We start from the raw sequence: 25,200 nt of genomic DNA, 5'->3' as shown, positions 1-25,200 counted from the left end.
AACTACCCAAATACTGCAAATGCCAGTTATTTACAAAGTTTAAAGTATATACGTTATTATACTAATTTATAGAAAAATGTAGCCATTTTACATCAGTTATACTGTTAAAACTATCTTAATCAAGTAATTAAAGTGAAAATTTATCATTAAAACCCTAATTTATTGTCAGTAGTAAATTACAAAAATTAATTTCCTACCCTGTAAAAAATTATAAGTTTTTTAATAAAAAATAATATATACTTTTTTATATTAAATATTTCTAACCGAATAGAGGATTATATAATAATTCGCTATTCACGTTAATTTAGAATAAAATTTTTAAAAAACACCCATTAAATATTATGTTATTATCTGAAATTTGTATTAAGCGTCCTGTCTTTGCTACGGTTTTGAGTTTGGTTATCGTAGCTCTTGGAGCAATTTTTTTTACTAAACTACAAATTAGAGGAACTCCGGATATTTCAGTTCCTATAATAAATGTCAATGCTCATTATGCAGGTGCCGATGCTTTATATATGGAAAAAGAAATAACAACACGTATAGAAAAAACTTTAAAGACGGTTAAAAATTTAGATTATATAACTTCTCAAAGTTCCACCGGCGAAAGTAGTATTACTTTATCGTTTCTATTATCTACCGATATTGAAATAGCATTAAACGATGTTCGCTCTAAAATATCGGATATTACTTACATGTTTCCACAAGATATGAAGGCCCCATCGGTTGCAAAACTTGATGCCGATAGTTTTCCGAGCCTCTTCATAAGTGTTGAAAGCGACCAATATAACGATTTGGAGTTAACAAAAATTGTTGAAGATAGTCTACAAACACCATTGGATAAACTTGAGTCGGTTGGACAGTCGCAAATTTACGGTGGCAGGGAATATATAATGAGAATAGAACCAGACTCTAAAAAATTATATCAGCATAAAATTTCTTTATTGGAGATTGAATCCGCAATAAAAGAACAAAATAAAGATTATCCGGCAGGTACAATTAAAACCGGAATTAATAATTTTATAGTAACTCTTGAAGGCTCTTTATCTACACCAGAAGAATTTGGCAATATTATTCTAAAAACACAAAACGGCAGTATACTAAAATTACGAGACATAGCGAAAGTATCTTTAACTTCTCCCGATGAAGATATAATTTTTAGATATAACGGCAAAAGTTCTATTGCTCTTGGTCTTATAAAAGAATCAAAAGCCAACGTCATCGATTTATCAAATGAAGTAGCTAAAGAATTAGAAAGAATTAAAGAATCAATGCCGAGTGGAGTAAGCATGGGTATCGCATACGATGGAGCAACGCCGGTAAAAGCATCAATTTATGCAGTATTTCAAACAATTTTCGAAGCTTTAATATTAGTAGTTTTAGTCACTTATTTATTTCTTGCATCAGCTAAAATCACCTTGATTCCGTTTATAACGATTCCGGTATCGTTGATTGGTACTTTTAGCGTGATGTATGCTTTCGGCTTTTCTATTAATATATTTACGCTCCTTGCTATGATACTTGCTATCGGTTTAGTCGTCGACGATGCAATAGTTATGCTTGAAAATATTTTTAGATATAATGAAATGGGGCATAAACCCATGGAAGCAGCTTTGCTTGCTTCCAAAGAAATCGGTTTTGCAATCATTGCTATGACTATTACGCTTGCTGCCGTATTTTTACCTGTCGGTTTTATAGAAGGCTTTATAGGCAAATTATTTATTGAATTTGCCTGGACTTTAGCATTTTGTGTTTTGTTTTCAGGATTTGTTGCTTTAACTTTGACTCCCATGATGTCGAGTCGTATGGTCACAAAACATAATACGGACTTACCAAAATTCTTAGTAAAGTTTAATGATATTCTACAATTTATTCAAAATAAATATATTTACTACCTAAAGCTAACTTTTGACAATAAAAAGAAGTTTACTCTCATTATTGCTGCATCATTTATAGTACTGATAGTCAGCTTTAAATTTACTCAAAAAGTTTTTGTACCACAAGAAGATGATGGATTTTTGCAAGTTTCTTTTAAAGGGCCGGAAGGTTCTAGTTTAGAATCTTCTACTAAAGTAGTGAAGGAGGCAGAAAAAATCCTTGCTAATTATAAAGATATATTAGGTTATCTGATGGTAATAGGTGCAGGCGGTAGCGATAATGTTTTTGGATTCATTCCGTTAAAAGACTGGGGTGAGCGTTCTCGTTCCCAAGAAACTATTAAGAATATGCTAAATAAGCAATTTTCCGAAATACCAGGTATGTCGATTTTCGCTATGGATCCACGTTCAATGGTTAGCGGGAATGCCGGTAGCCCTATCGAGTTCACTATTCAAACAAACCTTGAGTACGATGATCTAGATAAAATATCACAGCAATTTATCGATATAATGAAAACAAACTCTATTTTCTTAAACGTCAATAGAAATTTACAATCGGCGATGCCAACTATAAGTATAGAAATTAATCGTGATAAGGCTTATTTATATGGGATGAATTTGGCAAATATCGGTAGAACAATACAATATTTACTCGCAGGTCAACAAATCGGTGATTTTAGAATGGGCAATGATTTATACGATGTTATATTACAATCTAATCAAAAAGAGCGAAAAGATATTAGCGACTTTAGTAAAATTTTAATTAGAGCAAATAATAATATGTTACCGCTTGAGTCGATAGCTAGCATTAAGGAAACAATATCCGTAAAATCATATAGCCATTATAACAATTCAAAATCCGTTACTATTTCTTCCGATCTCGCTCCTGATAGAAAAATTGATGACGCAATTGATGAAATTAATAAAATATCCGTTAAATTACTTGATCCTAGTAATACTATGCTTGAATATATCGGAGAAATTAAACAAATGAGAGAGGCAGACAGTAATATGCTTATAACATTTGGATTTGCTCTTATATTTATCTATTTAGTGCTTGCAGCTCAATTTGAAAGTTTTACTGACCCTTTATTAATATTACTTGCCGTACCTTTCTCAATAACCGGCGGCGTACTTGCTCTCTGGCTTGCCGGCAACAGCCTTAATATGTATAGCAATATTGGACTTATTACTTTAATTGGATTAATTACCAAAAATTCTATTATGTTAGTAGAATTTGCTAACCAATTAAGAGAGAAAGGAGTAAATGTTAGAGAGGCTATAATAGAATCCTCAAAACTCCGCTTGCGTCCAATTCTTATGACTACTCTTGCCGCCGTAGTCGGGGCTCTACCTCTAATCTTTGCAAGCGGCGCCGGTGCTGCTGCTCGTAATTCTATCGGTTTTGTAATAGTTGGAGGATTAAGCATCGGTACTATATTTACAATTTTTGTTATACCCGTAATATACCAAACTTTTAAAAAAGATTAATACGGCTTCAACCGGTAAAGTATTGACACTAAATTTTTGTAAGACTCGTCTATGCTCACGTATTTATATACGCTCCGCAGACTCACTTTGAAATTTAATTTTAATATTTTACTGCTTTTTGCTGCATGTTATGAAAATTTAGTAGACATAAGACTTAAAATACGAAATTATTATTTTACCATAAGTAAATAATTTAACAAAAGGTTTAGTATGCTAATAAACACTTCTAATAATCCGCTTATTACTACTATACATTTACTATCTTCTATAGGTGCTATAAATTGGGGTTTAGTTGGATTGTTTAACTTCAATTTAGTTACACTTTTACTTGGTTCATTTCCAATTATTGCTACAATACTTTACATAATTATAGGATTTTGCGGGGTTTATTCCTTTCTTTGTTTAGGTAAATTATTCTGCAAGCCAGGAATAGAGAAAGCGAGGTAAAATCCCTTTTTGCCATTGCGAGGAGGCGTTGTTGCGTGGATCGGTTTTTTCGTCATTGCGAGAAGAATTACCGTAATAATTCGACGAAACAATCTCGTGCCAAATTCCTAAGATTGCCACGTCGATGCTCCGCATCTCCTTGCAATGACGGCTCAGGTGTTCACGCGGGCAATACCTACTCACAATGATATCGCAACAACTTCACTTGTGCTATAGCAGTTATTGCTGCTGTTTCAGCTCGCAGTATATTACTTCCTAAACTTATAGATTTTGTATTCTTATGCGAGGCCAGAAGTTCAAGCTCATCATTAGTAAAGCCGCCCTCCGGTCCAATAACAATAGTTATACTCGATGAACTTGAAAAATTGGCTACGTCGTCTTTGTAAGTCCTTGGATGCTGAACGTTTAATATACGCTCCGCTTCTCGGCTTACAGACTCTTTGCTCTTTTCCAAGTTGATCTTCGTATAATCCCTCTTCATTTCGCAAGAGTACACATTACTAAGTGATGATGAAATTTGTAATATAGAGTCTTCTTCTTTTTCATGTTCATTAGCATATAACATAAAATTATTATTTTTTTTAAGATAATCCTGCAGTTTAATAGCTTGCTCAATTATCGGTGGGGTAAGACGTTCTGATTGCTCCGTCGCTTCAATAGTACACTTCGTTAAACGTTCAATATTTATCGATCTAAATTGGCATCGCTCTGTGATTAACGGAATAATTTTAGTTACACCGAGCTGCGTAGCCATATTTATTGTAAGCATTAATTTATTCTGCTTTATTATAGCAATAGCAAGAGTTAAAGCAGATTCCGTATAAGGCCTTTTTAGCTGTTCTTTAATCTTAACCGCTAGATTATTTTTACCTATATCGGTAATTTGTGCTAAAAATTCTCCGTCTATGTCGTTAAAGATACGTAAGGCATCATTTACTTTAAGACGTAGCACCGTTTTAATATAGTGAATATGATCGCTTGTTAATTCTATCTTGCTATTTTCACCTAAACGACTATTAATATAAATACGATTAAATTTCATGAGTATTAATTATGGACGATAAAAAAGATAATAATATATCAGAAGAAGAAAATTTGCCAAAAGAAAAAGAAACGCGGGAAGAGATTGGTGGTGTTAAAGGTCTAGAACCGACAAGATACGGCGATTGGCAGCATAAAGGTAAAGTCACGGATTTCTAATGTCTTGCTACCAACAAACAAAAATTTTACCTTACAAACCGCAAGAATTATTTGATTTGGTGTGTGATGTAAAGTCTTATCCTAAATTCTTGCCTTGGTGCTCTGCTTCTAGAATTATTTCAGAAGATAACTATGAGACCGTTGCCGAGCTAGTAATTCAGTTAAAAGGCTTCTCAGAAAAATATAACTCACGAGTTATAAATACAATAACAGATGATGGAATATATTTGATTAATACAATAGCTATTTCAGGACCCTTTGAATACCTAAAAAGCACTTGGCAATTTGTTCCGTGTGCAGTAGGAACTGAATTAAAATTCCTTATTAATTTTAAGATGAAGTCCGTAATACAAGATAAGTTAATTGGCACTTATTTTACCAAAGCAACCGAAAAAATGATTGTAGCTTTTGAAAAGAGAGCAAAGGATGTCATTAAATAAAAATTAAAGAGGTAATTAGTCAATCATTAACAACTATTAATATTAATACTTGACATTTGTTAAAAAATTCCGTATTTTATGGTAATTACAAATAAATTAGCATTGGAAAATACAAATGAAAGAGTTCGAGTATTTACATATAGCAGAAATTCCTGCAAATAATATAAGCAATAAGGAGTTTGCTCATTTAGGAGTAAATCTTGCATATAAGACAGATGATACAAATCGATATCTTGCAGAAGCATTAATGACTGATGGTCGTCACTTAGTAGGTAGTGGCTTTGAAATACTCGCAGCTTCTTGTGAGAATGCAAGTACAGCTCAATATGGTTACAAGGCCGTTGCGTTTATAAATAAAGACAATAAAGAAATTCATATTGCTAGTGCCGGCACAAAAGCGGATATTAATGATATATTGGATGATATACGTATTACTTTCCATTATGCTCCTAGCAAACTAGTACCAGTTAAAGAGTTTATTAACGAAATAATCCAGAAAATAGGCGGTAGCGAGAAAGCTGCAGAATATATTTTTAATACTAGTGGCCATTCACTTGGAGCAATAGTTGCGGATTTAACCGGCGTAGAATTACATTCCCGTAATTTAAATTTTAATAAATCTACTACTTTTGACAGTCCAGGTTCAGCAGAAGTAATTAGATATGCTATTGATCAGGATTTATTTACCGAAAAAGTGACAACTTCGATAGAGGAACTTGCTAACCATTCTGAAGTATATAATGCAAAACCTAATATTATTAATACTACCAATAATCATGCCGGTAAAATAAACTTAGTTTTACCGAAAATAACTAATATAGAGGAGTCCGGATCATCAAAGGCAGAAGGATGGGGAACATATTTATATAATATGGCTGGCTCTGCCGCTTACAAAGCCGCAGAATATCTAGGCATTAATAAAATGGTTGAAGGAATAAATAATCATAAGCTAAAGAATTTTGCTGATCTAAAAGATAGTGCTGTTTTATCCATAGCTGATTGGAAAGAACAAATATTAGAAAATAACAAATATACTCAAAAACTTAAAGACATTCCAGGTCATGGTAAAGATTTATTTTTATTAGACACTTATTTTGAAGAGGAATATCCTAGTATGGTCGGAATAAATATGTATCATTGGGGATATGACAGCTTACAATCTTGTGCTACAGAAGTTGAGCAAATAGGCAATATAAATAATAATGTAATACCGATAATATGTTAGAGTATGTTGTTTTCGGTATTGCTAGACTAGCACGCAGTGGAGCTAATACCATTTCAGAAGTTTGAAAAGACACTATTGATACTATTTCAAATACAACTCCGGAAGTGATAGAAGAACCTAACCTAAAGTCAGAAGATATTGAAGGCGACTGGGTAGAAGTATCTCTAATAGGAAAGTAAACTTCTATATTTTAATTGCAATCTAAATTACCCTCAATTGTTGATAAATAGTTGGGTTTTTTACTTTAAGCCAACTCTATAAATTTCCCCTGTAGAATATTTTAAAATAAACTCATATTCTATATCCTAATAAATATTAGCTTGTTGATTGACTTTTATTTCAAATTACCATAAAATATGGTTACAGATTAAAAAAGAAGTGGATATGTCTAAGCACAAAAATTCTAAACATATTAGCACTAAAAAACTTGCTTATATAGGTTTAGACCTAGCATATAAAACAGATGATTTAAATATTTATAATCTAGAAACATCAAAAATCAATGCACAATTAACAGATAGCGGCTAGGAAATACTAGCTGCTTCATGTGATTATGTCAGCACTACTCAATATGGTTATAAAGCCGTCGCATTTATAAATAAAGAAACTAAAGAGGTTCATATTGCTAGTGCCGGCACAAATTTAATATATATGATTTATTAGACGATGTGCTTATCGCTTTTCGCTACTTACCTACTAAACTAACTCCACTTCAGGATTTTGTTGGTGAAGTAATTGACAAATTAAGCGGCTTAAGTAAAGCCACAGAATATAGTTTTAATACTAGCGGTCATTCACTTGGAGCAATAATTGCAGATTTAACCTCAGTGAAAATACATTCTTGCAACTTACATTTTAATAAATCTATAACTTTTGACAGCCCTGGCTCAAAACCGATAATTGAAAGAATCATCGAAAAAAATTTATTTACCGGAAAAGTGGCAACTCCAATAAAAGAGCTAGCTACCCATCCCAAGATATATAATGCAAAACATAATCCTATTAATATTACTAATAAGCATTCGGGAAAAACAACAATGGTACTTCCAGGTAAAAAAACAGGGTCGCACCTCCATTTTACAGATGTGGATATTAAAAGGCTATACGTTCAATAAGAGTTCCGATGACTTTATCATGAATATCCAATGACTTGGAAAAACAAATTGTTTTACGTGTCAGTCTTTTGCATCTTGTTCTAAGATTTAAGTTACCCCGTTCTATCCGTTGAGTATATTTTTTACTAACAATGTGTTTTTTGGGATCTAATAACCTAGCATAACTTCCCCATCCATCTGTAAAGTAAAAAGTAACCTTAAAATCCTCCGGTTTTTTTCAGTAATGATTCTGATGTGCTATCACATCTTGTACCAAAAGTATAAGCAACTACTTTTAACAAAATCTTATCCAAAGAATACCAAAGCCATCTTTGTTTGGATTTATTCTGTACATAAGGCCATTGTTCATCTATTTCAGGAGCAATAATTACTTCTATCGTATTGATAGAATGATTTATCTTTTTTAACGCTAGATTTTTTTAAAACACGGATAACCGTATTGATACCCACTTTTAATACTCTTACTGTATCCCTAACTCCAGAGCCATTGATTGACATATCTACTATCTGAGCCTTGACTCCAGGCTTAGAGGCATTATTAATATATTACAGTTAAAAATATCGATTACACTGCTTGCATTGATATCTCTGTTGTTTTGAAATTGAATATCCCGCCTTTACTACTTTTTCTGTGTCGTTATAATATCTACACTTAACATCTATTCTTGATCTACACTTAACATCTATTCTTGCCATAACTCCTTAACTATAATTCTCTCTTATTACTGTTTGAGGATTATAGACTATTCATGCTAAGCTGCAATACGGGGGCGCGACCATTTACACATAGCAGAAATGGAAAAATTACCTCTGTTTTCCTTTATCCATGCGTACCTTATTGGGATTCTTTTGCAAAGTACGCGGCAGCCTTTTTAATAGATCACGTTCTTGTGTTACTCTATCTAGTTCTTCTTCAATCTCCTTAATTCATCATACAGATGTTCTTCATATCTCATTACTTCCTTGAGTTTTGAATGTTTATTAACCCAATTATATAGACTATACTTCGTAATTCCTAGTTCTCTAGCTGCTTGAGCAAAAGGTTGCTTAGACTCAATAGCTAATCTAATCGCTGATTCTTTAAATTCAGCTGGATATATCTTTGGCTCTATATCCGGCATTTTTATCCCTACTGTTAATATCGTCTATTATTAACTTTCTGGAAAACTATAGCCGCATCAATATGGAATCAGTAAATATGGACTTGTTAATTTTTCTGATTTGAAACAGAATATTACTTTAACCGTAGATGATTGGGAAGCAGAAATACAAAAATATGCTAAAAATACTCTAAATTTAAAAAATAATTTATATAATCAAATAGTTGAAACTGAAACTGGGGTTAATTTAGTTGAGATGTATAATGGTTTTCAAAGCTACAGCCAAGAATATACTCAAGAAGTCAGGACAACAGGAGATATAAGTAATTATCATCTAGTATGTTAAATAAAAAAATAATATATATAGTAAATTTGATAGGCAAAAATCACCTCTCACCTTCCATATTCATTAGACTTCTTGCATAGCGTGGCTAATAAGGAGAAATTTGAAGGGGACGCGGAAACGCTTGTCGCCGCAGCGTACACTTTAGTTCGTGCAGATGCGAGTACCCGAACGACGCACAAATTACCCTTAGAAGCAAGTTATGCAAAAAGTCTACTATTTCTTATTTAGAGCAACTAAATAGATTTCCGTAGATTCGCTACGGCTGGATGAAGGTTTAAAATGTTTCACCGTTCTAAATTCACGCTTCACTTTATTTAATAATTCGTTTTCTGCACCGCCACGAAAGATTTTAGCAATAAAATGACCGGAGGGTTTTAGCGCTTTTACAGCAAACTCAAAAGCTTGCTCGCATAAAAGTAAGGTTCTTATATGGTCGGTAGTTTTATGTCCTATAGTATTTGATGCCATATCACTCATTACTATATCAGCTTTACCGTCTAAAGTCTGAATAATTAATTCTTCCGCATCTTTTTCAAAAAAGTCTTTTTGAAAAAACTCAACTCCGACAATAGGTTCGATTTCTAATAAATCGATAGAGATTATTTTATTATTTAGGCTATTATCCGAAGCTTTAATAAGCTTAGACGCTACCTGACTCCATCCACCAGGAGCTGCTCCTAGATCAACAATTTTCATATTAGGAGTGAAAAGTTTAAATTTCTCATGAATTTCAAGTAGTTTATATGCAGCTCTTGATCTAAAGCCTTCAATGCGTGCTTTTGCAACATACGGATCGTTTAATTGGCGTTTTAGCCAGTTATTAGAGGAGACGGTACGCTTTTTAGAAGTCTTCACCCTAACGAATTTATTTCTATAACCACTTAAATTATTTGTCATAAAATCTTATAAATAAATGAAGAATAAGTAGACGAAGTTTAATTTGGAAAAGAGCAAGAAATCCACAAAACGAGGAACGGAGCGTATAATAATATGTGAGTACCCCCGTTCTTGTATGATGACGTAGCTAATTTTTCAAATTAAACGGGTATGCTCTTGTGCTATTTTGTCTAATACCGAATTAACAAAACCAATTTCATGCTCATTTAACATATCATTTGCTATATCTGTATATTCATTGATTACTACTTTAGCCGGCGTAGTAGGACAAAATAATAGCTCACATATACTAACACGCAATAAAGCTCGGAGTAAGATCGGCATATGCGCAGGATCTTTATCATTTGTTAGATGATTGTCAATAATTTCATCTAGTTTATTAATATTTTCAAATACTGACTTTACCAGCATTTTAAAATGACTTATACTTAATGATATTTTTAAATTGTCCGGTAAATTTGTTATAGAACTATCATTTTGATAAAAAGAAAGTACATTTTGCATGATATCATCCATATCCTCGTTATTTTGCAATATGTTTTGATAAATAGCCTGCACTGCTGCAATACGTGCAATCGACTTTTTATTAATTTTATTTGAACTCATAATACAGAAAAAAAGTTTAAGATTACTAAATTATACTTTAAAACTACTTACTTGTATACTCATAAACTTGTATACAAATATACTTGTAAATTAATAAAAATTTTATGCTACCTATAATCGGATTTATTATAACCATTAGTATCTTAGTGTTTATCCATGAACTTGGGCATTACTGCGTCGCTAGATATTTTAATGTAAAAATTGAAGAATTTTCAATAGGTTTTGGTAAAGAACTGATAGGTATTACCGACAGAAAAGGAGTTAGATGGAAGATTTGCCTTGTACCGCTTGGCGGCTATGTCAAGATTTACGGATATGATTGTAGCCTTATGGGTAAGACTAAAGAAGTTAACGAAAAAGTAGCTTTTTATACTAAATCTTGTTTAGAACGTTTTTTAATAGTTGCGGCAGGGCCGTTAATTAATTACTTACTTGCCATAATAATATTTGCAGGTTTTTATTGCTGCTTTGGAAAAACGGAGATTCCTCCTATAATAGGCGAGGTAATAGCTTCGTCACCGGCAGAGAGAGCAGGATTACGAGAAGGAGATAAAATTATTAAGGCCAATAATAAATCGGTTAAAAATTTTAGTGATGTACAACAAGAAATATTAATTAGCGGCTTTAGTTCTTCTACTTTAACTATAGAAAGAAAAAGCGAGGAATTTACCGTTAATATAATGCCTGAAGAAATAATTATATCGCATCCTGAAGAAAAGAAAGTTAAGAAAACCCCCCGTATTGGTATTGTAGCTAAAAATGAATTTATTCATACAAAAATAGGAATTTTAGAAGGATTTTGGGAAGCTATTAATGCTACTACAGATATGTCAGCTTTAACCCTAAAAGCAATATCGCAAATGATTATAGGAAAACGTTCGCTTGATGAGATAGGAGGGCCGGTAGCTATTGCTAAAGAATCGGGAAAATCTATAGCGAAGGGGGTTGAAATGTATCTGCTATTTATAGCAATGCTTTCTGTTAATTTAGGGTTACTTAACTTACTACCTATACCGGTCCTTGACGGAGGATATTTAGTATTTATACTCTATGAAGCAATTACCGGTAAATTACCGAATCCTAAAACTAAAAATATTTTGTTACAATTAGGAGCGGCAATAATAATTTTCCTTATTATAATCTCTGTTTCCAACGATATACAAAATTTATTTTCTTAGCGGTATTATAATAGATTTACTTGCTCTGACTAATATTATCCACTATAGTGGAGTACATTAATTATGTTTAAATGCATCTGTCATTCCGTGGCTTGACCACGGGATCCAGTTAGAAATATCAAGATTATTAGTATTGTTTTTTTTGGATACCGCGGTCAGGCCACGGGATGACTTCGTATTTAAACATTAGAAATCTAAATTAAATCTTAAAGAAGGTTTTAAGTGAAAATCAAATCAATTAATAAGTTAACAATTTTATTATTAACAATTTTTTATTATCATATTTCATTAGCTGACTCTGTAATTCGTAAAATAACTATCGAAGGTAACCATAGGGTTGAACGTTCTACTGTTGAAAGCTATTTAAAGCTTAAAGTAGGAGAAACTTATAATAGTTCTAAAGAAGATGAGGCAATAAAACGTTTATATGCCACCTCGCTTTTTAGAAATATAAATATGTATATAACAAATGACGGTAATTTAATAGTGGGCGTTACTGAAACGCCTTTTATAAGTAGCGTAGTATTTAGCGGTAATTCTAAAATCAAAACTAATATGCTCGCTAAAGAAATTTATACAATGTCTGGCGAATCTCTTAGCCAGGCTAAAATGGAATTAGATGTAAAGAAAATATTAGAAATTTATAAACGTAGCGGACGTTTTTCTACTACGGTAACACCTAAAATTGAGAATTTAGAAAATAACAGAGTTAAGGTTATTTTTGATATCGCAGAAGGACCGAAAACCGGTATTAAATATATTTATTTTAGCGGTAATGAAAATTATAGCGATTCAGAACTCAAATCTATTGTTTTAACTAAAGAATCTCGTTGGTTTCGTTTTTTAGAAAGTAACGATACTTACGATCCTGATAGAGTGGAGTATGATAAAGAATTACTAAGAGAATTTTATCAATCCGTAGGTTTTGCAGATTTTAGAGTAATTTCGGCATCGGTAGAGCTCAATAATACTAAAGAATATTTCACCCTTACATATTCTATTGAAGAGGGAGAAAAATATAGCTTCGGTAATGTTACGATAGACAATAAATTAACTAATATAAATATAACACCGCTTAATAAAATTGTTAATATCAGACAAGACAAGGTTTTCAATATGAAAACGATTGATGATATAGCTAAAAAAATCGGAGAATATTTTACAGCAAACGGTTACCCTGCAGTAAATGTTTATCCGGATATAATGAAAAATGCTAATCATACTGCAGATATTAAATTTATTATTGAGAAAGCCGATAGAGTTTATATTAATAAAATTAATATTATTAATAACCTTAAAACTGAAGATCATGTTATAAGAAGGGAGTTTAAAACAGAAGAAGGTGACATAATTAACCGTTCATATATTGAAAAAGGTGAGCGTAATCTTAGAAATTTAGATTATTTTGAGAAAGTAGCAATTAGCTTAGCTCCGACTAAAGCAAAAGATAAATATGACGTCAATGTTGAAGTTGATGAAAAATCTACTTCTTCTATAGGCTTTGATTTAGGATATAATACTGCCGGCGGCCTATTTGGACGTTTCTCTTTCCTAGAGCGCAATTTAGTCGGTACCAGTAAACTGCTTAATGCCGGTGTACAAGTAAGTAAAAACAGTACAAGCTATTACGGCGGTATCACTGAGCCTCACTTTTTAGATCGTGATTTATCACTTGGTGTAAATACATTTAGAAACTATACTGGACGCGGTGCTAGTGTATTAAATACGACCGATCAAAGCTATAAGTTACACTCTATAGGAGTAAAAACTTCTCTTGGTTATGAAATTAAAGAGGATTTAGATCACGAAATAGATTATTTAATCAAACGTGATATTTTAAGTGCACCATCTCCATCAAGTTCAATATTCTTAAATGAGCAAATGGGAAAATTCATTACTTCTGCTATAGGACATACTATTACCTATGATCAAAGGGATAACAGAATTGTACCAAAGAACGGTTATTTAGTAAGTGGCACCCAAGAATTCGCCGGTGTCGGAGGTGATAACAAATATATAAAACATGAAGTTGAAGGTAAATATTATAAATCTTTCATACATAACAAACTTATTTTAAACTTATCCGCTTCCGGTGGTGATATTGCAGGCCTTGGCGGAAAAATTATTAGAATTTCCGATCGTTTTAATTTAGGTGATTATAGTTTAAGAGGCTTTGCAAGCGGTGGAGTTGGACCTCGAGAAAAGGTCACTAATGAAGGACTTGGTGGGGAGCGATATTATACATTTTCAACAGAGCTTAATTTCCCAACTCCTGTACCTGAAGAGTTTAATTTAACGGGTGCGGTCTTTATGGATTTAGGAAGTGTATGGGGAGTAGGTTTAAATAAGAAACAATATCAAACTCCAAACGGCTTTTACAATGATAAATCGCTTAGAGCTTCTATTGGTTTTGGCTTTATTTGGGTAACACGTTTTGCACCGATCAGAATGGATTGGGGCTTCCCGGTTAAGAAGAAGAAATATGACGATACGCAGCATTTCCATTTAAGGTTTTCGACGCATTTATAAAGACGCTTCATTGTCACCTTGTGACTTGTCTGCGTTGTTGCATGGATGCCAAATTGTCATTGCGAGAAGCAAAGCGACGTGGCAATCCAAAAAATAATTAAAAATTTTGATTTACAAAATTTTTTGCTGGATTGCTTTGTCTAATTACTACGCAATTCTCCTCGCAATGACGGAAAACCGGTCCACGCAACAATACCTCACAGGAATGACATATCCCAAATAGCATAACTACATTTCAGCCGATGTAGCTCAGCTGGTAGAGCGACGCATTCGTAATGCGTAGGTCTGGGGTTCAAATCCCCGCATTGGCACCATTTTCTAAATACAAATTTATAAGGGTCTGTTAGTAAGTAAGTAAAGTTTGATATGTTGCATCTATCTTTGCTGCTAATATAAAGTCACTTTCCGTAAGACCGTTAATTTTATGAGTCCATATTTCTACACCACATGCGCCCCAAGATATAGTTAAATCCGGATGATGAGCTTCCTTCTCGGCAGTTTCAGCTATTTTATTTGCAAATTTCATAGCTTTTATAAAATTAGGAAATTTATATTTTCTATAAAGATGCCCCAATTCATCTACTTGCCAATCATTCTGTAGCTCCGCTAGTAACTTATCAATTTCTTTTTTCTCAAGCGGCGGAACCCCACCCTCACACGGAATACATTTTTTTTCGCTTAACGAACATATTGTTGTCATAATAAACCTAATTTTTAATTTGTTAATCTGCTGCGTACTTCTTCCCAATTGAGATGATTTAGCACATCAAATAATTCCTGAAAACTTTTTATTACAAAGTATGTTTTCTGAAAGGAATCTATATCATAATGTGTTTTTATTGCTTTTTCTAAATTAAATTCCAAGCGCACAGGAATTTCCGAATCCAAAGAGTAAATTGATTCGCCTTTTGATGAAATAATACCGGCTCCATATATACGTAATCCATTATTTGATTGCATTAGTCCAAACTCAACAGTAAACCAATATAATGCCGCCGCATATTCAAGCATATTTGCTTCAATCGCTTCTAAACCTCTTAATCCAAATTGCTGCATAAAATCTGCAAATATAGGATTTACAAGTAGCGGTACATGACCAAAAACATCATGAAATATATCAGGTTTTTCCAAATAATCAAGCTGATGCGATTTGCGAATAAAGCAAGTAGAGGGAAATTTACGCTCTGCTAAAAATCTAAAAAATAAATCTTCGGGAATAAAACCTTTTACCGGTATTATAGAAAAATTAGTTTCTTTCATTAATATCCTATTAAGTTCTGAAAATTTAGGTATTTGATTATTACAAATTTGCAATTTTTCTATTCCCTCTATTATTTCATTTGCAGCTCTGTTTTTTAATAGCTTAGTATGCCTTCCAAATAATATGCTCCAAATCTTGTGATCTATTGAAGTAAAATTTTCCCATTGCTCATGACATACCATGGGATGGTTTAATAATAAAGATGACATTATTTCCTCAGAATAAATTGTTAATTATTTTCTTTAAATACAAATACAAAAACTAACAATAGGTTAATAACAAACAAGTATTAGACAAAAAAGAATTAGTTAATTATTAGATGATTTAAACTTAGAATTAATATCGATAGTAAGAAATTAGGGAATAGTAATATGAGATAGTGGGGAGTAGTATAGGAATGAATATTAGATTAGCCGCAACAAGGCTGATATTAGATGATAAATTTTTTAAAGAATTTATAAGACAGATAAGTTGTGAGACGGACATTGTTTTAATCTATTTATTATTATATTACATGGTCGAAATATTTTTAAAATTTGATAATAATAAGACATAATTTTTCCTTAATATTCAATTAACAAGTTTATTATAATATATTTTATGTAAAACCGCAAGAATTTTTGCTGTAATGTATATTTTTAATAGAATGTGAGGGGGAAACATTTTTAGTACCGATTTCTAAAGTTTTGAATTAGCTTATCTTCCTTTCTTTGAAAAAATCACCTAACTAGCGCAAATAGTGGGTTATGTAATAATTCGCCATTCAATTAAAATCTAATAGACTCTAATAGTTGAGAACTAAAGAAAAATTAATTAACTATTATCTTTTTTCTTGGAGGAATATAGATTGTTTCATCTTCAGCATGTGAAATCTTTTCTAAAAGCCCTATAAAACGGTCTTTATCAGGTACTAGCTTTACTATCGCCCACCCCTCCTCTATTGATTTCTTTATGCGTTCTATATCAGATTTATGCTCTGAAAAAGATATAACTTTTTGTGCTGGATTTTGCATATTGATAAATCAGTTATAGTTAATAAATGTTAATACTATAGTAAATATTTTTTAATAAATCAATCAGATATTTATTATTTGCTAAATATAAATAAAATGATTACCATATATTAGGTCTTGTCTACTTATATCCTAATAAATAGTTTAATTAAAGATTAAAAGTTGTACAACAATTTTTTACTTTAAACACATATTTTTATGTTACTTATTAACTTTATTTAATTTAAACTGTATAATTTAATTATGTCAAATGATAATTTACAACCGCCTGCTCTTTCTAAAAAGCAATTATTTGCTTTTTTTGGTATGGTTGTCGGGATGTTTATGTCGGTACTTGATATTCAAATTGTCGCTAGCTCATTATCTGTAATAGCTTCTGGCCTTGCTGCTTCAAGTGACGAACTTTCTTGGGTTCAGACATCTTACTTAATAGCTGAAGTTATCATTATTCCTATTACCGGCTTTTTAGCAAGGTTACTTTCTACCAAGATTTCTTATTTTATTGCAGCCTTAGGATTTACGATTATGAGCATACTATGTTCGCTTGCAACTAATATTGAATCCATGATTATCTTTAGAGCATTACAGGGATTTTTTGGCGGTGCTATGATACCGACAGTATTTAGTACCGTTTTTATAATTTTTCCGGCATCACAACGTCCTACCGTTACTATCTTGATTGGGCTTGTCGTAACTGTTGCACCTACTTTAGGACCTACACTCGGTGGATATATTACAGAAATTTTGTCATGGCATTTTATGTTTCTACTAAATGTTATTCCAGGAATTTTTGTTTGCAGCGTTGTTTTTTTATACGGGGATTTTGATAAACCAAATTATAAATTACTGAAAAACTTTGATTTTCTCGGTATATTATTAATGGCTTTAACGCTTGGCTTATTACAATATGTTTTAGAAGAAGGAAACAAAAAAGGATGGCTTGAAGATAATTTAATATTATTCTTAAGTATTGCAGTAGCTTTAGGTTTTATTTTATTAATCATTAGAGAACTAACCTTTATTAATCCAATTTTAGATTTAAAAACATTTCTTTATAAAGACTTTACTTTCGGCTGTCTTTATTCGTTCGTTATGGGTATCGGATTATATGGGGCAGTATATATATTACCGCTATTTCTCTTTACCATTGCCGGATATGATACATTACAGATCGGGGCTACTATGATGGTGACGGGTGGAGCACAATTTTTATCTGCACCACTAGCTGGTAGAATGATGGGGGCAGGAGTAGATTTACGTATAATGCTTATTATAGGGCTTGGAGGGTTTGCTCTTGGATGTCATTTGAATAGTTTTCTAACACCTGATTCTAAATTTGCTGCATTTGCGCTTCCTCAGTTTGTTAGAGGGATTTCATTAATGTTTTGCTTTATACCGACTAATAATATAGCTCTTGGCAATATGCCAAAAGAAAGAGTAGGTAATGCTAGTGGGCTTTATAATCTTACTCGTAATCTAGGTGGAGCGGTAGGGCTTGCAACAATCAGCACTATACTTACTAATGATACTAAAACCTTTATGCAATATTTATCGGAAAATATCTCATCTACTTCTATAATGGCATTAGAACAGCTAGATTCTTACACTGAATTATTAAGCGGAAAAGTTCTGAACCCCGAACAAGCATCCTACTTGTTATTAGTAAGTAAACTGAATAACGATGCTTTTGTAATTGCAATAAATAACATATTTAATATGATAGGGCTATTATTTGTATTAATAATGCTGCTGATACCCTTTACTTCAAATATCAAATTAACCGGAAATGTTAATGCTCACTAAAATTAAATTTATATTATATTTTCCTTGGTTATTATTAGAAATATGGAAATCAGCTTTCTCGGTTATTAAAATAATTTGGCAAAGAAAGATAGAGATAGAGCCGGTTTTTGAATGGATTGACGCAGAAGGACTAGAAGAAATCGGTGAAGTAGTGTATAGTAACTCGATTACGTTAACACCTGGCACGGTAACACTCGACACAAATAATAATATGCTATTAGTGCATGCACTTGATAAATCATCAATTGTTGACCTACAAAGAGGTATAATGATCAAAAAAATTAAGCAGCTATTGAAAACAACTTAAAGTAGAAAATGATATCAGATATAAACACTCTAAAGTATAAAAAAGTTTTACTTAAAGTTTCAGGGGAAGCTTTAATGGGAGATAAGCAATTTGGGCATGAATATGAGGTAATAAAAAAGATTGCCGGAGATATTAAAGAGGTCATTGATTTAGGTGTAGAGGTTGCTATTGTAGTCGGCGGTGGAAATATTTACCGCGGGATTAATGCAGCACTCGTTGGCATGGATCGTGCTTCAGCAGATTATATAGGTATGCTCGCAACGGTAATTAATGCATTAACTTTGCAAAACGTTATGGAAAGCCTCGATATCTATACAAGAGTTCTTTCGGCTATTCCTATGATGAGTGTCTGCGAGCCTTATATTCGCCGTAAAGCTAAAAGACATATGGAAAAAAAGCGTGTAGTAATTTTTGCCGGCGGTACTGGTAACCCGTTTTGTACAACCGATAGTGCAGCAGTACTTCGAGCAATCGAAATGAATTGCGATATTTTATTAAAGGCAACTCAGGTTGACGGCGTATATGATTCTGATCCTAAAAAAAATCCGGATGCTAAAAAATATTTCACTATTAGCTATAAAGATGTTATAACTAACAACCTGCAAGTCATGGACACGGCCGCTATTGCAGCTGCAAGAGAAAATAAATTACCTATAAGGGTATTTTCAATAAAAGAACAAGGAAATTTTGCCAGAGTAATACAAGATAAAGGTGATTATACGACAATTGAGGAATAATATATGGACACAGAAACGCTAAAGAAAAATTTACAAGAAAAGATGGATAAGGCTCTAAAAGTTTTAGATCATGAGCTTAAAGGCTTACGTACCGGTAGAGCTTCAGTTAATTTACTTGATAGTGTAGCTGTGGAAGCTTATGGCAGTAAAATGCCCCTTTCACAAGTTGCATCTCTTACAACACCTGACGCACGGACAATTAATGTGCAGGTTTGGGATAAATCTATGGTATCATCGGTAGAGAAAGCGATTACGGTGGCAAATCTTGGCTTAACTCCATCATCAGACGGTCAACTAATCAGACTACCGATACCGGCTTTAACCGAAGAAAGACGCAAAGAACTTGTAAAGCTTGCTCATAAATACGGTGAGGATACTAAAATTTCATTACGTAATATTAGAAGAGACGGCAACGAAGAACTTAAAAAGCTAGAAAAAGAAAATATTATTGCAAAAGATGAGCATCATAACTTATCTGAACAAGTACAAAAGTTAATTGATGAATACAGCAGTAAAGTTGACTCGGCAATAAAACAAAAAGAACAAGAAATAATGACTGTTTGAATCTAATAGTCATGAGCTAAGCGACTGAAGGCGTTATTGTGCGGCTTGTTTATGTCATTCCCGCCTTCGCGGGAATGACAGCGATGGAATTGATCTATGCAACAATGCCAAGCGATAATGACATCAGAGCTACGTAAGTCTTCAAGGAAATAACATCAGATTATACCACTCAAAATAATAAAACTATGATTACAAAAGAAGCAGCGCAGAAAATAGCAAAATTAGCTAGATTAAAATTTGAAGAAGATACTGTAGAAAAATTTTCTACTCAGCTTAGTACTATTATGGATATGATCGATATTTTAAATGAAATAGATTGCAAAGATATAGAGCCTTTAACTTCGGTTTCTAATATGAATGCTAGAACGCGAGAAGATGAAGTTACAAGTTCTGATTTATCAAATAAATTATTTGATAATGTCAGCGGGAATAGTGCTCAGCTCGCTAAAGAAGTAAAATATTTTATCACTCCAAAGGTTGTTGAATAATTATGACGGAACTAAACAAATTAACAGTAGCAGACAGTGTAAGAGGTTTAAAAAATAAAGATTTTACAAGTACGGAATTAGTTAATGCACATATTAAACAAATAGAGAGGCATAAAAACCTAAATGCTTATGTTACCGAAACTTTTGATTTAGCTTTAAAACAGGCTGAAGCAGCTGATCAAAATTATGCTCAAAACCAGCCGCGAACTCTTGAAGGTATCCCGTTTGCCGCTAAAGATCTTTTTTGTACGAAAGGAGTTAGAACTACGGCATGTTCTAATATACTGAAAAATTTTATACCTAATTATGAATCAAGTGTTACACAAAATATTTTTGATAAGGGCGGTGTGATGCTCGGCAAAACCAATATGGATGAATTTGCTATGGGTTCAGCAAATATTACTAGTTGTTTTGGAAATGTAATTAGCCCCTGGAAAGCAAATGATGATAATGCTGATTTAGTTCCAGGTGGTTCTTCAGGAGGTTCAGCGACGGCAGTTAGCGGATTTATGGCACCCGCTGCTCTTGGTAGCGATACGGGCGGCTCGGTACGTCAACCTGCAAGCTTTACGGGTTTAGTTGGGTTCAAGCCCACTTACGGACGTTGCTCAAGATATGGAATGGTATCGTTTGCTAGCTCCCTTGATCAAGCAGGGATATTTACTAGAAGCGTTTTAGACAGTAGCATTATGCTTGAAGCAATGATGGGGTTTGACGAAAAAGATTCCACTTCAATCAAAACAGAAGTTCCAGTGCTACAATCTGCTATCGGAAGTTCGGTAAAAAATATGAAGATAGGCGTACCTCTTAGCCTTGGTGAAGGAGGTATTATCGAACCTGATATTATGAAAATGTGGCAAGATACTATAGAACTACTTAAAAATGCCGGTGCTGAAATAGTAGATATTACGCTGCCGCATGCTAAATATGGTGTTGCCGTTTATTACGTAATAGCACCGGCTGAAGCTTCTTCAAACTTATCTAGATATGACGGCGTTAGATACGGTCCTCGGGTAGAACGTGAAAATATGACGCTTGACGAAATGTATGAAATGACTAGATCAGCCGGATTTGGGGAGGAGGTAAAACGTCGTATTATGATTGGAACATATGTGCTATCATCTAGTTGTATGGATGCGTATTATTTGAAAGCTCAGAAAGTACGTCGCTTAGTTGCAAACGATTTTAACAATGCTTTCGCAAAAGTTGACGCTATTTTATTACCGGCTGCCCCGTCTGAAGCATTTAAGATTGGTGAAAAACAAAATGATCTGACTATCATGTATTTAAACGATTTATTTACTATTCCTGCAAGTCTAGCCGGTTTACCTTGTGTATCGGTTCCTGCCGGTTTATCGGCACGAGGTTTACCTCTTGGAATGCAGATTATAGGTAAACAATTAGATGAATATAATGTTTTAAAAGTAGCGTCGACAATTGAGTCAGGTGTTAAACATATTAAATTTAAGCCAAAAGGTTTTTAATTATGGCATATATTGAAGGTAATACGGGGAAATGGGAATATGTAATAGGGCTTGAAATTCATGCTCAAATTTCCTCAAAATCTAAGCTTTTTTCAGGAAGTAGTACTACATTTGCAGCAAGTCCAAATTCGCAGGTTTCTTATGTTGATGCAGCAATGCCCGGGATGTTACCGGTATTAAATAAGCACTGTGTACACCAAGCAATTAAAACAGGACTTGGGCTTAAAGCTAAAATAAATAAATATTCGGTATTTGACCGTAAAAATTATTTTTATGCCGATCTACCGCAAGGTTATCAAATTTCACAATTTTACTATCCTATAGTACAAAACGGGATTATGGAAATACCAACCGATACCGGTGACCTTAAAACTATTCGTATTAACCGTTTGCATTTAGAGCAAGATGCGGGTAAATCTATGCATGATCAGTCCCCGCATTATAGCTTTATCGATTTAAATCGTGCCGGCATTGGGCTTATGGAAATTGTGACCGAACCTGATATATCATCACCTGACGAAGCAGCTGAATTTGTAAAAAAGCTTAGAAGCTTACTACGTTATATTGGTAGCTGTGACGGTGATATGGAAAAAGGGTCAATGCGTTGTGATGCTAATATATCAGTAAGACGTAGCGGCAAACCACTCGGTACAAGATGCGAAATTAAAAATATTAACTCAATTCGTAACATAATTAAAGCAATAGAATTTGAAGCTAAAAGACAAGTAGACTTACTTGAAAGCGGCGGGACAATAATTCAAGAAACACGCTTGTTTAATGCCGATAGCGGCATCACTAGAACTATGCGTTTAAAAGAAGAAGCGCTTGATTATAGATATTTTCCTGATCCCGATTTATTACCGCTTGTTATCTCTGATGAGTTAATAAACGAACTAAAAGCAAACTTACCCGAGCTACCTGATCAAAAGATTGAGAAATATATAAAGGAATTTGGCTTAAGTAAATATGACGCCGAAGTAATTGTAGCCGATGAATCGGTTGCTGAGTATTTTGAGAAAGCAGCAAATGAATGTGACCCTAAAATGCTTACTAATTGGCTAACTAGTGAGTTGTTCGGACAATTAAATAAAGCATCAATAGGAATAAATGAATGTAAAATTACTCCTAGCAACTTTGCAAAACTGGTAAAGTTAATAGAAAATGATACTATTTCCGGTAAAATTGCAAAAATCGTTTTTGAAATTATGTTTGAAACCGGTAAAGCACCGGATAAAATAGTAGAGGAAAAAGGACTGATACAAGTTTCGGATAATAACGTGCTAAACACGGTAATTGACGAGGTAATGACTGAAAATCCTGAATCTGTGGATGGGTATAGAAGCGGTAAGGATAAATTATTCGGTTTCTTTGTAGGGCAGGTAATGAAGAAAACCGGCGGTAAGGCTAATCCGACGCTTGTGAATCAGCTTTTAAAAGAGAAGTTGGATTCTTGATGTTTAGTGTTATTGTCTGTATAGTTTCTATGTCATTACTAGCTAAAAGCGTGAATCCAGCTTTTTAAGCAAATAATATACTAAATTTTCATATAATTCTCTTTGTACTTATTATTTTTTACTGGATTCCCGCTTCCACGGGAATGACATAAGAGCCATACAATAAGAACAATGTCTCGCGAGAGGACATACTCAAACTTAAAACATTATTTTTATGAAATTTCTGAAAATATTTTTACTATCTTTCTTATTAGTTTCTTGTGAAAAAAAAGAGACGGAAAAAACTTTAATAGTCGGTACTGCCGCAGATAATCCTCCCTATGAATTTATTCAAGACGGAGAGATTGTCGGGATTGATATTGATATTATCAAAGCAATAAGCGAACGTCTAAATAAAAAACTTATCATAAAAAACTTTGACTTTAACGGTTTACTTGCAGCTTTGATTAGCGAAAATATTGATGTTGCGGTAGCAGAGCTTTCCGTAACACCGGAGCGTGCCGAATATATCAGTTTCTCCAATAACTATGCTACTGCAAGATTTGCCATAATATATAGAACAGGCGATAATATACAAAGTAGCAAAGATCTAGATAATAAAATAGTAGGAGTACAACTCGGTAGTGTTTTAGAAAAAAAAGCACAAGATCTATCACGGACAATGAATATTAAAGTTCATTCTTTAGCAAATCATTTAATGTTAGTTGAAGAATTAAAAGCTAGAGTCATAGATGCTATTATTTCCGAGGAATTTCAAGGCAAAAAATTAAAAGAAAATAATTCAAATTTAGAAAGCAGTATTTTAGAAGAATTTTCATCCGATTTTGCTATAGGTATGTCTAAAAACCCAGGACTAATCAATGAAATTAATGAGGCAATCGATTCATTAAAAAAAGATGAAACCATTAACAAAATTATGAAAAAATGGCTGGGACAATAATAGAAAGTCAATTTAAAGATGCTATGAGTCGCTTTCCTCAAGGAGTGACTATTATAACAACAAATTACAATGGCGAACTTTTTGGCTTCACTGCCAGCTCTTTCACTTCCGCATCTTTAAAACCGCCGTTAATATTATTTTGTCTTAGTAAAAACTCTTTTAGTATAAACAGTTTTCAAAAAAGCGATAAGTTTGCAGTTAGTATTTTAGCAGAGAATCAAATTGATACCTCAAAACATTTTGCTAAATTACAACCTAATAAATTTACAAAAATTGATTATGAGCTTGGCAATAAAACCGATTGTCCTTTGATAAACGGTGCAACTTGTCATATAGAATGTAATAAATACGCTTCTTACGATGCCGGTGATCATGTTATATTTATTGGTGAAGTAATAAATACAGCTATTAAAAATGATTTAAAACCTCTATTATATTTTCATAAATTATATACTAGTTTAATTTGAAAAATCGGCTTGTATCTAGCTTTCTGAAATAAGCTGTATGTCGCATTATAAGAGCTGCGGTGCGAACTATATTAAAGTATACGCTCCGCTCCTCGCCTCATAGACCGATTACCCTTTTCCAAATTAAACTTCGTCTACTACTGTTCATTTATTAGGCTTCGTGAAGGAAAATTAAATTATTGATATTTTTAGATATTTTTGAGCGAAAATTAATTAGATTTTTGTAGTAATAGT

Annotated in this window: 24 protein-coding genes, 1 tRNA gene and 5 pseudogenes; 20 read left to right on the top strand and 10 right to left on the bottom strand. The window is 33.0% G+C overall.

The genetic code is table 11. The annotated features are described in order from the left end of the window. Nucleotides 1–341 precede the first annotated feature (341 nt). Nucleotides 342–3,365: an efflux RND transporter permease subunit gene (locus AAGD46_RS07110; protein ID WP_341787095.1), complete on the top strand. Its 3,024-nt coding sequence runs from the start codon at nucleotides 342–344 to the stop codon at nucleotides 3,363–3,365. Between the two features lie 210 nt (nucleotides 3,366–3,575). Next, the gene (locus AAGD46_RS07105; protein WP_341787094.1) at nucleotides 3,576–3,812 is read left to right on the top strand and encodes a DUF378 domain-containing protein; all 237 of its coding nucleotides are present in this window, start codon (nucleotides 3,576–3,578) and stop codon (nucleotides 3,810–3,812) included. Nucleotides 3,813–3,987: 175 nt separating this feature from the next. Here the strand turns inward: AAGD46_RS07105 and AAGD46_RS07100 are convergent, their stop codons facing one another. After that, nucleotides 3,988–4,854: a 16S rRNA (uracil(1498)-N(3))-methyltransferase gene (locus tag AAGD46_RS07100; protein ID WP_341787093.1), complete on the bottom strand. Its 867-nt coding sequence runs from the start codon at nucleotides 4,852–4,854 to the stop codon at nucleotides 3,988–3,990. A gap of 20 nt (nucleotides 4,855–4,874) precedes the next feature. On the opposite strand from AAGD46_RS07100, the pseudogene AAGD46_RS07095 reads away from it, so the two are divergent. The 4 genes and pseudogenes from AAGD46_RS07095 to AAGD46_RS07080 form a co-directional block, all read left to right on the top strand. Then, a pseudogene (locus AAGD46_RS07095) lies at nucleotides 4,875–5,012 on the top strand (DUF1674 domain-containing protein); the annotation flags it as partial. Then, nucleotides 5,012–5,452 carry a type II toxin-antitoxin system RatA family toxin gene (locus AAGD46_RS07090; RefSeq protein ID WP_341787092.1) on the top strand — a complete coding sequence of 147 codons (441 nt, stop codon included), beginning with the start codon at nucleotides 5,012–5,014 and terminating at the stop codon, nucleotides 5,450–5,452. The pseudogene AAGD46_RS07095 and the gene AAGD46_RS07090, both read left to right, overlap by 1 nt. A gap of 115 nt (nucleotides 5,453–5,567) precedes the next feature. After that, entirely contained in the window at nucleotides 5,568–6,677 is a 1,110-nt protein-coding gene (locus AAGD46_RS07085) for a hypothetical protein (protein ID WP_341787091.1), read from the top strand. Between the two features lie 384 nt (nucleotides 6,678–7,061). Beyond that, a pseudogene (locus AAGD46_RS07080) lies at nucleotides 7,062–7,738 on the top strand (hypothetical protein); the annotation flags it as partial. Nucleotides 7,739–7,769: 31 nt separating this feature from the next. Here the strand turns inward: AAGD46_RS07080 and AAGD46_RS09670 are convergent. The 4 genes and pseudogenes from AAGD46_RS09670 to AAGD46_RS07070 form a co-directional block, all read right to left on the bottom strand. Further along, nucleotides 7,770–7,934, bottom strand: a pseudogene (locus AAGD46_RS09670) (IS1 family transposase); the annotation flags it as partial. Nucleotides 7,935–7,989: 55 nt separating this feature from the next. Next, nucleotides 7,990–8,145 carry an IS1 family transposase gene (locus AAGD46_RS09665; RefSeq protein WP_410525961.1) on the bottom strand — a complete coding sequence of 52 codons (156 nt, stop codon included), beginning with the start codon at nucleotides 8,143–8,145 and terminating at the stop codon, nucleotides 7,990–7,992. 1 nt (nucleotide 8,146) lies between these two features. Further along, the gene (locus tag AAGD46_RS09660; protein WP_341786690.1) at nucleotides 8,147–8,290 is read right to left on the bottom strand and encodes an IS1-like element transposase; all 144 of its coding nucleotides are present in this window, start codon (nucleotides 8,288–8,290) and stop codon (nucleotides 8,147–8,149) included. A 404-nt stretch (nucleotides 8,291–8,694) separates the two neighbouring features. After that, nucleotides 8,695–8,913: a transposase gene (locus AAGD46_RS07070; RefSeq protein ID WP_341786680.1), complete on the bottom strand. Its 219-nt coding sequence runs from the start codon at nucleotides 8,911–8,913 to the stop codon at nucleotides 8,695–8,697. 64 nt (nucleotides 8,914–8,977) lie between these two features. Between AAGD46_RS07070 and AAGD46_RS07065 the strand changes: the two are divergent. Beyond that, nucleotides 8,978–9,238: pseudogene (locus AAGD46_RS07065) on the top strand (hypothetical protein); the annotation flags it as partial. Nucleotides 9,239–9,277: 39 nt separating this feature from the next. Then, nucleotides 9,278–9,454, top strand: a pseudogene (locus AAGD46_RS07060) (palindromic element RPE1 domain-containing protein); the annotation flags it as partial. Here AAGD46_RS07060 and AAGD46_RS07055 read toward each other — a convergent pair. Both AAGD46_RS07055 and nusB read right to left on the bottom strand, forming a co-directional pair. Beyond that, on the bottom strand, nucleotides 9,452–10,135 hold the full coding sequence (locus AAGD46_RS07055) for an RlmE family RNA methyltransferase (protein WP_341787090.1): 684 nt from the start codon (nucleotides 10,133–10,135) through the stop codon (nucleotides 9,452–9,454). The pseudogene AAGD46_RS07060 and the gene AAGD46_RS07055 overlap by 3 nt on opposite strands. 135 nt (nucleotides 10,136–10,270) lie before the next feature. Further along, nucleotides 10,271–10,741 carry a transcription antitermination factor NusB gene (gene nusB / locus AAGD46_RS07045; protein WP_341787089.1) on the bottom strand — a complete coding sequence of 157 codons (471 nt, stop codon included), beginning with the start codon at nucleotides 10,739–10,741 and terminating at the stop codon, nucleotides 10,271–10,273. Between the two features lie 104 nt (nucleotides 10,742–10,845). Here nusB and rseP point away from each other — a divergent pair, with 104 nt between their 5' ends. The 3 genes from rseP to AAGD46_RS07030 all read left to right on the top strand — a co-directional run bounded on the left by rseP (nucleotide 10,846) and on the right by AAGD46_RS07030 (nucleotide 14,762). Then, the gene (rseP, locus tag AAGD46_RS07040) at nucleotides 10,846–11,919 is read left to right on the top strand and encodes an RIP metalloprotease RseP (RefSeq protein ID WP_341787088.1); all 1,074 of its coding nucleotides are present in this window, start codon (nucleotides 10,846–10,848) and stop codon (nucleotides 11,917–11,919) included. Between the two features lie 222 nt (nucleotides 11,920–12,141). Continuing rightward, nucleotides 12,142–14,448 (top strand): outer membrane protein assembly factor BamA, encoded by a 2,307-nt coding sequence (gene bamA / locus AAGD46_RS07035; RefSeq protein ID WP_341787087.1) that lies wholly within the window; start codon nucleotides 12,142–12,144, stop codon nucleotides 14,446–14,448. A 238-nt stretch (nucleotides 14,449–14,686) separates the two neighbouring features. Continuing rightward, a tRNA-Thr gene (locus AAGD46_RS07030) sits at nucleotides 14,687–14,762 on the top strand. Between the two features lie 29 nt (nucleotides 14,763–14,791). Here AAGD46_RS07030 and AAGD46_RS07025 read toward each other — a convergent pair. From AAGD46_RS07025 to AAGD46_RS07015, 3 genes are all read right to left on the bottom strand, one after another. Further along, the gene (locus AAGD46_RS07025) at nucleotides 14,792–15,148 is read right to left on the bottom strand and encodes a 4a-hydroxytetrahydrobiopterin dehydratase (RefSeq protein WP_341787086.1); all 357 of its coding nucleotides are present in this window, start codon (nucleotides 15,146–15,148) and stop codon (nucleotides 14,792–14,794) included. A 14-nt stretch (nucleotides 15,149–15,162) separates the two neighbouring features. Beyond that, nucleotides 15,163–15,918: a phenylalanine 4-monooxygenase gene (locus AAGD46_RS07020; protein WP_341787085.1), complete on the bottom strand. Its 756-nt coding sequence runs from the start codon at nucleotides 15,916–15,918 to the stop codon at nucleotides 15,163–15,165. Between the two features lie 600 nt (nucleotides 15,919–16,518). Further along, nucleotides 16,519–16,722, bottom strand: a complete 204-nt coding sequence (locus AAGD46_RS07015; protein ID WP_341787083.1) for a DUF2674 domain-containing protein — start codon at nucleotides 16,720–16,722, stop codon at nucleotides 16,519–16,521. A gap of 243 nt (nucleotides 16,723–16,965) precedes the next feature. Here AAGD46_RS07015 and AAGD46_RS07010 point away from each other — a divergent pair, with 243 nt between their 5' ends. From AAGD46_RS07010 to AAGD46_RS06970, 9 genes are all read left to right on the top strand, one after another. Next, nucleotides 16,966–18,525 (top strand): DHA2 family efflux MFS transporter permease subunit, encoded by a 1,560-nt coding sequence (locus AAGD46_RS07010; protein WP_341787082.1) that lies wholly within the window; start codon nucleotides 16,966–16,968, stop codon nucleotides 18,523–18,525. Then, a complete protein-coding gene (locus AAGD46_RS07005) occupies nucleotides 18,509–18,832 on the top strand; it encodes a monovalent cation/H+ antiporter subunit E (RefSeq protein ID WP_341787081.1) in 324 nt (107 codons plus the stop codon). The genes AAGD46_RS07010 and AAGD46_RS07005 overlap by 17 nt, the downstream gene beginning before the upstream one ends. An 8-nt stretch (nucleotides 18,833–18,840) precedes the next feature. Beyond that, entirely contained in the window at nucleotides 18,841–19,569 is a 729-nt protein-coding gene (gene pyrH, locus AAGD46_RS07000; RefSeq protein ID WP_341787080.1) for a UMP kinase, read from the top strand. A 3-nt stretch (nucleotides 19,570–19,572) separates the two neighbouring features. Further along, nucleotides 19,573–20,133, top strand: coding sequence for a ribosome recycling factor (gene frr, locus AAGD46_RS06995; protein WP_341787079.1), 561 nt, complete (start codon nucleotides 19,573–19,575; stop codon nucleotides 20,131–20,133). Nucleotides 20,134–20,318: 185 nt separating this feature from the next. Then, complete coding sequence (gatC, locus tag AAGD46_RS06990) at nucleotides 20,319–20,621, top strand: Asp-tRNA(Asn)/Glu-tRNA(Gln) amidotransferase subunit GatC (RefSeq protein WP_341787078.1); 303 nt, start codon at nucleotides 20,319–20,321, stop codon at nucleotides 20,619–20,621. Nucleotides 20,622–20,623: 2 nt separating this feature from the next. Continuing rightward, complete coding sequence (gatA, locus tag AAGD46_RS06985; RefSeq protein ID WP_341787077.1) at nucleotides 20,624–22,105, top strand: Asp-tRNA(Asn)/Glu-tRNA(Gln) amidotransferase subunit GatA; 1,482 nt, start codon at nucleotides 20,624–20,626, stop codon at nucleotides 22,103–22,105. A gap of 2 nt (nucleotides 22,106–22,107) precedes the next feature. Further along, nucleotides 22,108–23,559 (top strand): Asp-tRNA(Asn)/Glu-tRNA(Gln) amidotransferase subunit GatB, encoded by a 1,452-nt coding sequence (gene gatB / locus AAGD46_RS06980; RefSeq protein ID WP_341787076.1) that lies wholly within the window; start codon nucleotides 22,108–22,110, stop codon nucleotides 23,557–23,559. Nucleotides 23,560–23,773: 214 nt separating this feature from the next. After that, a complete protein-coding gene (locus AAGD46_RS06975) occupies nucleotides 23,774–24,499 on the top strand; it encodes an ABC transporter substrate-binding protein (RefSeq protein WP_341787075.1) in 726 nt (241 codons plus the stop codon). After that, nucleotides 24,484–24,966 carry a flavin reductase family protein gene (locus AAGD46_RS06970; protein WP_341787074.1) on the top strand — a complete coding sequence of 161 codons (483 nt, stop codon included), beginning with the start codon at nucleotides 24,484–24,486 and terminating at the stop codon, nucleotides 24,964–24,966. Before AAGD46_RS06975 ends, AAGD46_RS06970 begins: the two co-directional genes overlap by 16 nt. Nucleotides 24,967–25,200 lie beyond the last annotated feature (234 nt).

The organism is Rickettsia endosymbiont of Cantharis rufa (assembly GCF_964026445.1).
Classification (GTDB): Bacteria; Pseudomonadota; Alphaproteobacteria; order Rickettsiales; family Rickettsiaceae; genus Rickettsia.
This window is presented reverse-complemented; position numbering and strand designations above follow the sequence as displayed.